We start from the raw sequence: 11,850 nt of genomic DNA on the forward strand, positions 1-11,850 counted from the left end.
CGGACGATGTGGGGATCGGCCGCGCTCGCGCTGGCGCTTGCCGGCTGCGGCGCAGTGGACACGATGAAGGAAGGCTTCCAGCATTCGCAGGAAGTCGCGAGCGATCTCGAGAAGTCGGTCGGTGTGAAACCGCAGGTCGGCTTCAACTGGGCGAACGGATCGCTGGTCAACGTGAGCGTCGTGTTCGATGGCATTCCGGCGGCGCAGAGCAATGCGCAGATCGCGCGCCTGAGTCGCGAGTCGATTGCCTCGCGCTTTCGGCAAACGCCGAAACAGGTGACGATCAGCTACGTCGTCACGAACTGACGCCGGCTTCCGCGGCGACTTCGAGCAGCATGGCTTCGTAATCAGCTGCCATGCGTTCGCGGCTGTAGCGCGTGAGCGCCGCGGCACGTGCGGCGGCGGCGAGGTGCGCCGCTTCCGCATCGTCGCGAAGCAGGTGCTCGAGGACATCGGCGAGCGCGACGGGATCCTTCTCCGGCACCAGTCTCCCGTCGACGCCATCGCGCAGTGTTTCGCGCACGCCGGGCACCGCGGTACCGACCACCGCGCAGCCCGCGGCCATGCCTTCGATCAGCGCCAGCGGCATGCCTTCGTAGTGCGTCGACAGCACACAAATCCGGTGGCGCATCAGCAGCGACGGCACGTCGCGATGCAGGCCGAGGAACTGCACCTGGTCACCGAGACCTAGTTCGCGCACCAGCCGTTCGACCGGCTCACGATGCGAACGCTTGCCGGCACCCGCGAACAACACTGGCGGTGCGAGGCCACGCTCGCGCAGCAGACCGACCGCACGGACCAGCGTCGCGTGGTCCTTCTGCTTCGAAAAGCGCGCGACCATCACGATGCCCGGAACACGCGCCTGCACGGGCGTTTCGATGCGCAGGAAGGGCGTGACGCGAATGCCGTTCGGAATCGCGATCGTGCGATCGGCGGGCATGCCCATGTCGAGCAGCACCTGCCGCACGCCTTCCGAGCAGCCGACGATGCGCGCGGTGCGTTGCGCGAGCCATCGCGTCTGCCGGCGCCGCCACGACGTGTAGCGCTCGCGCGTGTTGTGCTCGACGTGCACGAGCGCCGGCACGTGCGCGAGCAGCCCCGCGTAGCGTCCCCAGATATGCTCGGAAAAACCGTGCGCGACAAGGACATCCGGCTTCCAGCGTCGGCAGAGGCGCACGAGCGACAGGATGGTCGCGACGTGCGCGACACCCGTGACGACTTCGACCGGTGTACCCGCCTTGCGCAATTCGTCTATGCGCGCGGGATCGGTTCGTCGCTTGCGTCGAAGCACGAGCAGCGGCTCGATCGCGTCGCCCGCGCGATGCGCATTCACCAGCGCGATCGCCACCTGCGTCGCCCCGCCGGAGAAGCCGCCGGTGACGAAATGGATCACGCGCAGGGGACGATCGAGGGCCATCGGAACTCCTTGGTCGTCGACAGCCTAAGGCCCGCAGCGCCGCGCGCCTATACTCGCGGCGCATCCGAAGCGAGCGCCCATGCCCGAACCGCTGCCCCTGTCCGGCGTCGTGATCACCCTCAACGAGGCCGATCGCATCGAACGCTGCCTCGCCTCGATGCGCGAGGTCTGCGACGAAGTGATCGTGCTCGATTCGGGATCGACCGACGGCACGATCGAACTCGCACGCGGCTTCGGCGCGCGCGTCGAGCATCGCGATTGGGACGGTTTCGCACGCCAGAAAAACGCGGCGATCGAGCGTTCGCGCAACGAATGGGTGCTGCTGCTCGATGCGGACGAATGGCTGGGATCGCCCGCGCTCGTTGCATTGCGTGCGCTGTTCGCAGGCGATCTGGAAAGCGCGGATTGCTGGCTGTTGCAGCGCCGCACGCACTTCCTCGGCCACACCATGCGCGCCGGCAGCTTCGCGCACGAACCGGTGCACCGCCTGTTCCGCCGCGAGCTGCGCCACGGGGACGTGCCCGTGCACGAATACCTCGACGTCAAAGGCTGGCGCGTGCGCATGTCGGACATCGCGCTGGAGCACGACACCGCGCGCAGCGAGGACGAGTACTGGGGGAAGTTGCAGCGGTATGCGCGGCTATGGGCCGAAGCGCGCGTCAGCCGTGGTCGTGCACCGTCGCCTTGGCGTGGCGCTGCGGCGGGCGCCGCGTACACGCTGAAAAACATGCTGCTACGCGGCGGCGTCATCGACGGTCGCGCCGGCTGGCGCTTCCATCGATTGCATGCGCGCTACTCGATGCTCAAGTACCGCCTGCTACGGGAGCTGGTGCGCGCAGGTTGAGCGCAGCGCAGCTCGCGTCCGCCGCGGCCGGCACCAGCCACCATTCACGGCGATTGCTATGACCGACGAACGTGGCGCGGCTGCGGTCGATGCACGGCGCGAGCGCGTCGTCCTCCACAAGGATCCAGCGCTGGGACGGGTTTTCATGCTGCCAAATGAGAGCATCGTGCAGCTGGGCGAGTGGGTCACGCACGAAGCCGAACGTGCGCGCGGGTCGGTCCGCCATCAGCAGGTTCTGTTCTTTCCACGCGACCAGTGCCAGTTCGTCGGTCGGCCGCAGGATCGCCGCGGTTCGCTGCATGAGGCCGCGTGCGGAACTTGCGTCATTGAGCAGCGGTTGCGCGGCGAGACCGACGATCAGCCACAACCCGGTGAGCGTGCCGAGCAAGGCGGGCACGCCGCGCCGCACGCCGAACAGCAGCAGCATCGCGGTGCCCCACGCGCCGATCGCGAGCATCACCCAGCCCAGCGCGTATGCGCCGCCGACCATGCCGCGCGCTTCGTCGAGGCGTTGCTCGAACCCCGGGTGCGCGAACACGACCAGCGCGCCGCCGACCAGCATGACCACCGTGATCAGCGCCGCCAGCGCGAACGCGAAGCGCTTCGCGCCCGCGCGTTCGCTCGCGGCCGGCAGCCACGCGCCCAGTGCTAGGCAGAACATCGGCAACGCGGGAAGGATGTAGACCTCGCGCTTGCCCGCGCTGAGGCTGAAGAACAGCACGACCAGACCGACCCACGACAGCAGCAATGCGAGCCGACCATCGCGCTCGCGCAACGCGGTGCGCCAACCACTCCAGACCCACGGCAGCGCGAACATCGCAGGCAGCCACTGCGTGAGCATAACGACGGGGAAGTACCAGATCGGCTGCTGGTGATGCCACGGATCCGCGTAGCGCTTCGCGGTCTGCCGCAGCAGGATGTTGTCGGCGTAGTCGTGCAGCGCAGGATCGCTGCTGTGCGCGACGGTCCACAGCATCGGCGCGAGCCACAACACCACGGGCACGAACAGCGCCACAGGCCCCAGCCACGTCGATGCGCGACGCCAGCCCATCGGGCCGACGTCCTTCCACCGCTTGGCATGCAGCACCGCCGCTGGAATCAGCACCAGCAGTGCGATCACGCCAACGCCCTTGGTGATGACGCCAAGCCCCGCCGCGAACCAGCCCAGCCACCACATGCGCAGGTCCGGGCCGCGCAACACGTGACGCAGCAGCCCGTACATCGACAGCGTCACCCAGAACACCAGCAGCGGATCGATCTGCGCGCGGCGCGCCTGGAACGTAAACGCGAAGGTGAAGAGCAACGCCCATGCGGCGTACGCGCCCGCGCGACGGTCGTATAGGCGCGCGCCGAGATCGCGTAGCAGCGCGAGCGTACCCAGTGACGCGAGCAGCGACGGCAACAGGAACGCGACGCGCAGGTTGCCGATCAGCGTGATCGCGATCGCCTGCAGCCACATGAAAAGCGGCGGCTTGTCGGCATAGAGCTCGTTGCCGCGCATCGGGAACAGCCACTGGTGGCTGTCGACCATCTGCTTGGCGACCAGTGCGAAACGCGGCTCGTCGGCCGGCCACGGATCGCGCAACCCGAGGCCCGCGCCGAGCACGAGCAGGGCGATGAGCCAGAACAGCCAGCGTTCGCGGGATTCGGCGGTCTTGAGCATGCGGGCGATGATACGGGCAGCGCCGCGGTGCGCCGTCGCGTCAGGCGGTCTTGACCAGACGCGCGTAGAAGAAGCCGTCGCGACCGCGCTCGCCCGGTAGTACCTGTCGGCCCGCACCGCTTTCGCGGCCGAAGCGATCGTCGAGCGGCGTCGGCGTTGCATCCGGCGTGCGCGACAGAAAGGCGTCGACCTGCCGCTCGTTCTCGTCGCGCAGGAGGGAGCACGTTGCGTAGAGCAGGACGCCGCCCGGCGCGACGGTGGTCCACAGTGCATCGAGCAGGCGCGACTGCAATACGACCAGTGCATCGAGATCGCTTTCGCGACGATGCAGCACGACGTCGGGTTGCCGGCGCACGATGCCGGTCGCCGAGCACGGCGCATCGAGCAGTACGGCGTCGAAGGGTGTGCCGTTCCACCAGCGCGCGACGTCGGCCGCATCCGCGGCGAGCAGCGTTGCGCGCCCGTCGAAGCCGAGGCGATGCAGCGCGCCTTCCACCTGCTTCAGGCGCGCGGCTTCGATGTCGATCGCAGTGACCTTGATCGACGGGTCGCGTTCGATGAGGTGCGTGGTCTTGCCGCCGGGCGCGGCGCAGGCGTCGAGCACGCTTGCACCGGGTGCGAGCGACATGGCGTCGACCACGGCCTGCGCGGAGGCGTCCTGCACGGTGACGACGCCTTCGTCGAAACCGGGCAATGTTGACACGGGCACGGCGTGTGCCAGACGCAGTGCATCGGGCAATGCTTCGTCGGCCAGCGTTTCGATGCCGAGCTCGGCGAGTCGCGCAGCGTAGTCGTCGCGCGTCGTGCGCTGGCGATTGACACGCAACCACATCGGCGGCGTATGGGCGCTTGCGTCGAAGATCGCGTCGACGTCCTGCGGCCAGTCGGTTTCGATGCGCGACGTCAGCCACGCCGGCCAATGCGCGTGGGAGTTGTCCTGCGGAATGCCGTCGCGTTGCGCGCGTCGCAGCAATGCGTTCGCGAGGCCGGCGCGATGCGTCTGTCCGCTCGCGTGCATCGCATCCACCGTCGCCGCGACCGCGGCGTGTGGCGGTAGCCCGAGCGGGTCGAGCTGGGCGAGGCCCGCCATCAACAACGCGCGCACGGCGCTGTCGCGTCGCGGCAGCGGCTTCGGCATCCATGCATCGAGCGCGGCGGCGTAGCGTGCAGGCGCGCGCAGCACGGCGAACACGATGGCTTCGGCTAGAGCGCGATCGCGTGGATCCGGTAGCGTCGACAGCGCGGGGCCGAGTTCCGCACGCAGGGAATGATGCTGGTGCAGTACTGCATCGAGCACGCGTGCGGCGGCGAGCCGAGTGGCGACGCCGGGCGTCTTCATCGATGCGGCGTCGCGCGTGCCCATGGCGACGTCAGGCGACGCGCAGGTCCTGGCGCGCGTTCAAGAAATCGGCAGCGGTGATCGCACGTCCGCCTTCGCGTTGCAGCACACGCACGCGCAGCACTCCGTCACCCGTCGCGGTGTCGAGGCCCTCGCGGCCCGCACGCAGCAAGGTGCCGGGTGTGGCGGACGTCGCGTCGTCAACGGCGATCGCGCCATGCACGCGCACGCGCTCGCCGGCGATCGTCGCTTCCGCCATCGGCCACGGATTGAACGCGCGCACCTTGTTGGCGAGCACGCGCGCCGGCTGCGACCAGTCGAGCTTCGCTTCGGCCTTGTCGAGCTTGTGCGCGTAGGTCACGCCTTCATCGGGCTGCGGCTGCGGTACGGGACGCATGCCGGCGCGCAGCAGGCCGAGGCCGTCGCGCAGCACCTGTGCACCGAGTTCGGCGAGTCGATCGTGCAACTGGCCGCCGGTTTCGTCCGCAGCGATAGCAATGGACTGCGAGAGCAGCACAGGACCGGTGTCGAGGCCCTTCTCCATCTGCATCAGGCAGATGCCGCTCTCGGTATCGCCGGCTTCGATCGCACGCTGGATCGGCGCGGCGCCACGCCAGCGCGGCAGCAGCGACGCATGCACGTTCCAGCATCCGTATTCGGGAATGTCGAGCACCGACTGCGGCAGGATCAGCCCGTAGGCGACGACGATCATCACGTCCGCCTGCAGCGCGCGCAGTGCGTCCTTCGACACCGCGGCCTTGAAGTTCTCCGGCTGCAGCACGGGGATGCCGCGCAGCAGCGCTTCCTTCTTCACCGGCGACGGCGTGAGGCCGCGACCGCGCCCCGCGGGGCGATCGGGCTGCGTGTAGACCGCGACCACCTCGTTCCGCTGCGCAGCCGCGCGCAGGCAGGGAACGGCGAACTCGGGCGTGCCGGCGAAGACGATTCTCATGCGGGGGACGTCAGCGAAAGACGGCGGAGGATAGCGGGTGCGATGCGAGCATCACGCATGCACGTCCCGATGCGTCCGCGCGATGCACGGACGCGGTGCCGCATCCGATCAGGCGCGCTTCCGCTTCGCGAGCTTCTTGCGCACCATCTCGCGCTTGAGCGGCGACAGGTAGTCGACGAACAGCTTGCCGGCGAGGTGGTCCATCTCGTGCTGCACGCACACCGCGAGCAGGCCGTCGGCCTCGAGCTCGAACGGCGCGCCGTCGCGGCCGATCGCGCGCACCTTGATGCGGTTGGCACGCGTCACGTCGGCAAAGATGTCGGGCACCGACAGGCAGCCTTCCTGGTAGACCTGCTCGCCCTCGCGCTCGAGGATCTCCGGGTTGACGAACACCATCGGCGCCGAGCGATCGTCGGACACGTCGATGACCATGAAGCGCTGGTGCACGTCGACCTGGCTGGCGGCCAGGCCGATGCCCGGCGCCTCGTACATCGTCTCGAACATGTCGTCGAGGCGAGCCTGGAACGCGGGCGTGGTCACGTCCGCCGGCTCGACGGGCTTGGCGACCGTGCGCAGTCGGGTGTCGGGGAATTCGAGGATTTCGAGAATGGCCATGGCGGGATCCGGGGCGTCGCCGGCGGTTCGGGCGACGCGGCGCGTGCGCGACGCGCGAGAAATGGGGGTCACCGTCACAACCGCAGGACGGGACGCCATTCTACCGCCCCGACGGCATTGCATCCGTCGAGGCGGCGTGGGCTATAGTGCCAGCGCCCTTCAAGGAAGGGGCTCGCCTGCTGGGGAATCAGGTCCATGGCCATGATGAAATCTTTCCGCGCGGTCGCTGCCGCTGCGCTGCTGACCGTCGCTGTGTCCGCCGTTTCTGCGGACCATCCGGATACCTACACCGTCAAGCGCGGTGACACGCTGTGGGACATCGCAGGGCATTTCCTGAAGCGTCCCTGGCTGTGGCCGGAGATCTGGCAGGCGAACCCGCAGATCCGCAACCCGCACCTGATCTATCCGGGTGACGTGATCTCGCTGGCCTACCTCGACCGCGTGGCGGTCGCGCCCGGCCCGCGTGGCGATGCGCCGATCACCGGCGTGCCGCTGGCCGAGGTCGAGCCGTTCCTCAAGGATCTGCGCGTCGTCGATCGCGTCGACGACATGCCGTACGTCGTGGGCATCGAGGAAGACCATCTGCGCGCGGTCGGCAAGCAGGTCGTCTACATCAAGGGTGTCGATGCACAGCCCGGCCAGCGTTGGGCCGTGGTGCGTCCGACGGTGCGCTACACGCACCTGGACCGCACCCAGTGCTGCGACATCATGCACAAGGACGACCTCGACTTCCGCGGTGATCACCTCACCGATTACGAGAACCTGTGGACCGCGACCGTGCTGCCGGACAAGGGCCACGAGCTCCTCGGCTACGAGCTGATGCAGCTGGCGACCGGTACGGTCAGCCGTGCGGCGACCGGCGGCGTCGATGCCGCGACGCTGGTGCTCGACGGTGTTGGTCGCGAAATCCGCGTCGGTGATCGCCTGATCCCGGTGGCGGCGCAGCCGTACGATCTGCAGTTCTTCCCGCATGCCCCGAAGACCCAGTTCGAATACGGCCGCGCACAGGTGCTCGCCGTCGCCGACGAACTGAGCCACGGTGGCCAGCACGACGTGGTCGCGCTGTCGGTCGGTGCCCGCGACGGCGTCGACAACGGCACGGTGTTCTCGACCTGGCGCGTCGGCAGCCTGACGCCGGATCGTGTCCGCATGGGTGACGAGCGCGATGCCGACACGATCTCGCGCGCCGACCACGTCCGCCTGCCGGACGAGTTCGCGAGCCACGTCATGGTGTTCCGCACCTTCGACAAGGTCAGCTACGCGCTGGTCATGGACGGCATCCGCCCGACCGCGATCGGCCAGGAGCTCAAGCATCCGGACGCGACGCAGTAACGTTCGGAGAAATCCGACAGCAACACGCGACGGCGCCTTAGGGCGCCGTCGTCGTTTCAGGGCGACGCTGGCGGGATGCACGACGACGCCCTTGCCCTTGCCACCCTGGTCGCCGCCGGCGGACCGCTCGCGCCGCGGCGTGCCCTTCTCGAGGCGGCGGGCAGCGCGACTGATGCGCTCGCTCATTCGGGGCACTGGTCGGGCCACGGCCTCAGCGCAGAGCAGCTGGACGCGCTGCGTCGTCCCGCGCCTGCGATGCTCGAGGCGATGCGCATCTGGCTCGCCTGCCCCGACCACCGCATCGTCGGCTGGACCGACGCCGACTACCCGCCCGCACTGCGCACCGCCGCAAGCCCACCACTCGCGCTGTTCGTCGCGGGCGATCCCGCGCTGCTGTGGCGCCCGGCGGTCGCGGTGGTCGGCAGTCGCGGGCCGACGCCGGGCGGGCGCGAACACGCCGGCGATTTCGCCAAAGCCTTCGCACGGGCCGGCTTCGTAGTCGGTAGCGGGCTTGCTGCCGGCATCGACGCGGCCGCGCATGCGGGTGCACTCGACGTCGGCGGGGCGACGGTCGCGGTTCTGGGCACCGGTCCTGACGTCGTCTATCCGCGCAGCAATGCGTCACTGCACGCGCGCATCGAACGCGACGGCGCGCTCTTCAGCGAACACCTGCCTGGCACCGGCCCGCGCCGCGAGCATTTCCCGAGTCGCAATCGCCTGCTCGCCGCGCTGTGTCTTGGGACAGTCGTCGTCGAGGCGGCCGAGCGCTCGGGCGCGATGATCACCGCGCGCCTTGCCGCGGATGCGGGGCGCGAGGTGTTCGCCATCCCTGGTTCGATCCGCAATCCGCTCGCACGCGGCTGCCATCGGCTCATCCGCGACGGCGCGACGCTGGTGCAGTCGCCGGACGACGTGATCGAGGCGCTTGGCGGGGCTGCGGCGGCGCAGGCGGCGTCCCATCGCCTCGCGCTCGGCGCGGATGCGGTCGCCGAGCCTGAACCGTCGCCCCGCGACGGTTGGGGCAACGGCAACTCCGACCACGATCTGTTGTGGAAATCGCTGGGTTTCGACCCCACAGATATGGACCGCCTCATCGAACGCACTGGATTGACGCCCTCCCGGCTGTCCTCCATGCTGCTCGTCATGGAGCTGGAGGGTCGCGTGGCCCAGCAGCACGGTCGGTTCTTCCGGGTGGCCTAGCCGCTCGATCGAATCGGCCCTGCGGGTCCCGCGCAACGGGGGTTCCGGACCCACCGCGTCGCCCTGGCGACGCAGGCCGAGGGACATGAAAGAAAACATCCTCGACGTACTGCTCTACCTGTTCGAACACGTCCTCGATGCCGACACTGCCCTTCCGGACGACCCGGATGCCCGGCAGAGCGGCGCGCTGCTCGGCGAACTGACCGAGGCCGGGTTCACGCCCGCCGAGATCAACAAGGCCTTCGACTGGCTCGACGAACTCGCGCGTGCGCGCCCCGTCGCGCAGCCCGCTCGCGCAAACGGTCCGGTGCGCGTGTATGCCGGTCCGGAGCTCGAGAAACTCGACGCCGAGTCGCGCGGATTCCTGATGTTCCTCGAACAACACGGCGTGATCGATGCCGGCCAGCGCGAGCTGGTGCTCGATCGCGCGCTCGCGCTGGAGCAGGACGCGCTCGATCTCGACGATCTGAAATGGGTCGTGCTGATGGTGCTGTTCAACCAGCCCGGCAGCGAGGCGGCGTACGCCTGGATGCAGACCCAGATGTTCGACGACGAGCCCGAACCGGTACATTAGCGTCGAGGCCCTGGGGAGGGCCGACGCTCATTGGGGGACACCTTGGATTGGTTCTATCACGACCCTGGACAGGGTCGCGTCGGGCCGCTTTCGGCCGAAGAATTGCGCAACCGCTATCGCGATCGCCGCATCCAGCTCGATACGCTGGTCTGGCGCGAAGGCCTGCGCGAATGGCAAGCGCTCGATCGCGTGGGCGAGGAACTCGACCTGCTGTCGGTCAAACAGGACAGCAGCCGCCCGCCGCCGTTGCCGCCGGGCCCGGTGCCGGGCGTCGGCGCCACCGCTTACGCGGCTGCCGGCGCACCGGGTGGTTACGCGCCGGCCTACGCGGGCCGCACCGCACCGCCCGGTTATCGCGCCGCGCCGCCGCAGAAACGCGGCATGTCGGGCTGCCTGATCGCATTGATCGTCGCGGGCGTGGTCGCGGTGCCGATGATCGCAATCCTCGCGGCGATCGCGCTTCCCGCCTACAACGACTACACGGTCCGGGCGAAGGTCGCGCAGCTGGCGGACAGCCGCGCGCCAGCGATCGAAGCGAGTGTCGCGGAAGCGCATCAGCGTCTCGGCCGCTGCGCGAAGGACGCCGCCGAAGCAGGCGTCGACGATGCGAACGTGCACGTCGGCCAGTTGCAGGACGGACGTTGCGCGTTCGAGATCACCTTGCGCGACGCGAAGCCGCAACTCGACGGCAAGACCATCATGTACGCGGAACCGACCCCGCCGTCGACGCAGTGGGACTGCACCGGTGGCGACCTGCCGGCCCGCTATCGCCGCATTCAATGCAAGCCCGCTTCGGAGCCCAGCCCATGAAGACCTGGTACTACAGCGACAGCCAGCGCAACCGCCTCGGGCCGGTGGAAGCTGACGACCTTGCGCAGTTGCATGCCGGCGGCCAGCTGGCGCCCGACGTGCTGGTCTGGCGCGAAGGCATGCCGGAGTGGAAGCCTTGGCGTGAGGTGATGAGCGAAGTGCTCGGTGCCGGTGCGGCCGCGGTCGGCATGCCGGCAGCGCCTCCGAAGGCGACCTTCGCGGTCGCGCGCGAGGATGGCGGTGGCGGAAATCCGTACGAGATCGTCGAGCGTGTCGCGCCGCCGGCATCGCCCTACGCGGCTCCGGCGGCGGCAATCGGCGGCGGTTACGCGCAGGTCGTGCGCGACGGGGACGTCGTGTATGCGGGCTTCTGGAAGCGCTATGCGGCGTACTGCATCGACGGTTTCATCGTCGGCATCGTCGGCTTCTTCGTCCAGATGATGGTCGCGGGCGTCGTATTCGGCGGGATGGCGGCGATCAGCCGCAACCCGGGTGAGGCACTCGGAACTGCCGGCGGGATCGTCGGACTGCTCGCGATGTACGTGACGCCGCTGCTGATCGCGGCGACGTACTTCGGGTTCTTCCATGCGTCGGCGAACCAGGCGTCGCTCGGCAAGATGGCCATCGGCATTAAGGTCACCAACGACCAGGGTGAGCACATCTCGTTCTGGCGCGGGTTCGGTCGCTACTTCGGACTGCTGCTGTCGAGCATTCCGCTCTGCATCGGGCTGATCATCGCCGGCTTCACCGACCGCAAGCGTGCCCTGCACGACATGATCTGCAGCACGCTGGTCGTCGACAAATGGGCGTTCACGGCCCATCCGGAGCGTCAGCGGCCCGAGCTCGGCACGGTCGCGATCGTCATCATCGCGCTGTCGCTTCTGGCGGTGATCGGCTATGTCGCGCTGATCGGCGTATTCATCGCCGCGGTGGCGAGCGGCGCCGGCCACTGACGCCCCATCCCACCGACCGAGCTTGACAGGCCCGGTCGGTGCGTGATGACACTAGATATAGAGAATCGGCGCGCCCGCGGACATTTCCGCGGGCGTCGCCGCTTCGATGCCCCGGTTTTTCACGTAATTCTCTCGCGGCGCGCGGACCCTC

At 68.7% G+C, this 11,850-nt stretch carries 12 protein-coding genes; 7 read left to right on the top strand and 5 right to left on the bottom strand.

What is annotated here, in order from left to right; all coding sequences use genetic code 11:
* The first annotated feature begins 6 nt into the window (after positions 1-6).
* On the top strand, positions 7-306 hold the full coding sequence (locus ACVWZN_RS11205; protein WP_456953874.1) for a hypothetical protein: 300 nt from the start codon (positions 7-9) through the stop codon (positions 304-306).
* Here ACVWZN_RS11205 and ACVWZN_RS11210 read toward each other — a convergent pair.
* Positions 296-1,417, bottom strand: a complete 1,122-nt coding sequence (locus ACVWZN_RS11210; RefSeq protein WP_456953875.1) for a glycosyltransferase — start codon at positions 1,415-1,417, stop codon at positions 296-298. The two genes, ACVWZN_RS11205 and ACVWZN_RS11210, sit on opposite strands and share 11 nt — an antisense overlap.
* Before the next feature lie 79 nt (positions 1,418-1,496).
* On the opposite strand from ACVWZN_RS11210, the gene ACVWZN_RS11215 reads away from it, so the two are divergent.
* Positions 1,497-2,261: a glycosyltransferase family 2 protein gene (locus ACVWZN_RS11215; protein WP_456953876.1), complete on the top strand. Its 765-nt coding sequence runs from the start codon at positions 1,497-1,499 to the stop codon at positions 2,259-2,261.
* Here ACVWZN_RS11215 and ACVWZN_RS11220 read toward each other — a convergent pair.
* The 4 genes from ACVWZN_RS11220 to def all read right to left on the bottom strand — a co-directional run bounded on the left by ACVWZN_RS11220 (position 2,221) and on the right by def (position 6,830).
* A complete protein-coding gene (locus ACVWZN_RS11220; RefSeq protein ID WP_456953877.1) occupies positions 2,221-3,924 on the bottom strand; it encodes an ArnT family glycosyltransferase in 1,704 nt (567 codons plus the stop codon). The two genes, ACVWZN_RS11215 and ACVWZN_RS11220, sit on opposite strands and share 41 nt — an antisense overlap.
* A 40-nt stretch (positions 3,925-3,964) precedes the next feature.
* The gene (rsmB, locus tag ACVWZN_RS11225; protein WP_456953878.1) at positions 3,965-5,287 is read right to left on the bottom strand and encodes a 16S rRNA (cytosine(967)-C(5))-methyltransferase RsmB; all 1,323 of its coding nucleotides are present in this window, start codon (positions 5,285-5,287) and stop codon (positions 3,965-3,967) included.
* 7 nt (positions 5,288-5,294) lie between these two features.
* Complete coding sequence (fmt, locus tag ACVWZN_RS11230) at positions 5,295-6,215, bottom strand: methionyl-tRNA formyltransferase (RefSeq protein ID WP_456953879.1); 921 nt, start codon at positions 6,213-6,215, stop codon at positions 5,295-5,297.
* A gap of 108 nt (positions 6,216-6,323) precedes the next feature.
* Positions 6,324-6,830 carry a peptide deformylase gene (def, locus tag ACVWZN_RS11235; RefSeq protein ID WP_027081695.1) on the bottom strand — a complete coding sequence of 169 codons (507 nt, stop codon included), beginning with the start codon at positions 6,828-6,830 and terminating at the stop codon, positions 6,324-6,326.
* Between the two features lie 201 nt (positions 6,831-7,031).
* Here def and ACVWZN_RS11240 point away from each other — a divergent pair, with 201 nt between their 5' ends.
* The 5 genes from ACVWZN_RS11240 to ACVWZN_RS11260 all read left to right on the top strand — a co-directional run bounded on the left by ACVWZN_RS11240 (position 7,032) and on the right by ACVWZN_RS11260 (position 11,699).
* Positions 7,032-8,162 (top strand): LysM peptidoglycan-binding domain-containing protein, encoded by a 1,131-nt coding sequence (locus tag ACVWZN_RS11240; RefSeq protein WP_456953880.1) that lies wholly within the window; start codon positions 7,032-7,034, stop codon positions 8,160-8,162.
* Between the two features lie 75 nt (positions 8,163-8,237).
* Positions 8,238-9,362: a DNA-processing protein DprA gene (dprA, locus tag ACVWZN_RS11245; protein WP_456953881.1), complete on the top strand. Its 1,125-nt coding sequence runs from the start codon at positions 8,238-8,240 to the stop codon at positions 9,360-9,362.
* An 85-nt stretch (positions 9,363-9,447) separates the two neighbouring features.
* The gene (locus ACVWZN_RS11250) at positions 9,448-9,936 is read left to right on the top strand and encodes a DUF494 family protein (RefSeq protein ID WP_456953882.1); all 489 of its coding nucleotides are present in this window, start codon (positions 9,448-9,450) and stop codon (positions 9,934-9,936) included.
* 42 nt (positions 9,937-9,978) lie between these two features.
* Positions 9,979-10,746 (top strand): GYF domain-containing protein, encoded by a 768-nt coding sequence (locus ACVWZN_RS11255; RefSeq protein WP_456953883.1) that lies wholly within the window; start codon positions 9,979-9,981, stop codon positions 10,744-10,746.
* Positions 10,743-11,699 (top strand): RDD family protein, encoded by a 957-nt coding sequence (locus tag ACVWZN_RS11260; RefSeq protein ID WP_456953884.1) that lies wholly within the window; start codon positions 10,743-10,745, stop codon positions 11,697-11,699. Before ACVWZN_RS11255 ends, ACVWZN_RS11260 begins: the two co-directional genes overlap by 4 nt.
* The last annotated feature ends 151 nt before the right edge of the window (positions 11,700-11,850 follow it).

The organism is Lysobacter sp. HA35, assembly GCF_054061195.1.

Bases quoted from the DNA above. Each gene is read 5' to 3' on its own strand.
- ACVWZN_RS11205 (WP_456953874.1), top strand. From the start codon at position 7: ATGTGGGGATCGGCCGCGCTCGCGCTGGCGCTTGCCGGCTGCGGCGCA.
- ACVWZN_RS11210 (WP_456953875.1), bottom strand. From the start codon at position 1,417: ATGGCCCTCGATCGTCCCCTGCGCGTGATCCATTTCGTCACCGGCGGC.
- ACVWZN_RS11215 (WP_456953876.1), top strand. From the start codon at position 1,497: ATGCCCGAACCGCTGCCCCTGTCCGGCGTCGTGATCACCCTCAACGAG.
- ACVWZN_RS11220 (WP_456953877.1), bottom strand. From the start codon at position 3,924: ATGCTCAAGACCGCCGAATCCCGCGAACGCTGGCTGTTCTGGCTCATC.
- rsmB (WP_456953878.1), bottom strand. From the start codon at position 5,287: ATGGGCACGCGCGACGCCGCATCGATGAAGACGCCCGGCGTCGCCACT.
- fmt (WP_456953879.1), bottom strand. From the start codon at position 6,215: ATGAGAATCGTCTTCGCCGGCACGCCCGAGTTCGCCGTTCCCTGCCTG.
- def (WP_027081695.1), bottom strand. From the start codon at position 6,830: ATGGCCATTCTCGAAATCCTCGAATTCCCCGACACCCGACTGCGCACG.
- ACVWZN_RS11240 (WP_456953880.1), top strand. From the start codon at position 7,032: ATGATGAAATCTTTCCGCGCGGTCGCTGCCGCTGCGCTGCTGACCGTC.
- dprA (WP_456953881.1), top strand. From the start codon at position 8,238: ATGCACGACGACGCCCTTGCCCTTGCCACCCTGGTCGCCGCCGGCGGA.
- ACVWZN_RS11250 (WP_456953882.1), top strand. From the start codon at position 9,448: ATGAAAGAAAACATCCTCGACGTACTGCTCTACCTGTTCGAACACGTC.
- ACVWZN_RS11260 (WP_456953884.1), top strand. From the start codon at position 10,743: ATGAAGACCTGGTACTACAGCGACAGCCAGCGCAACCGCCTCGGGCCG.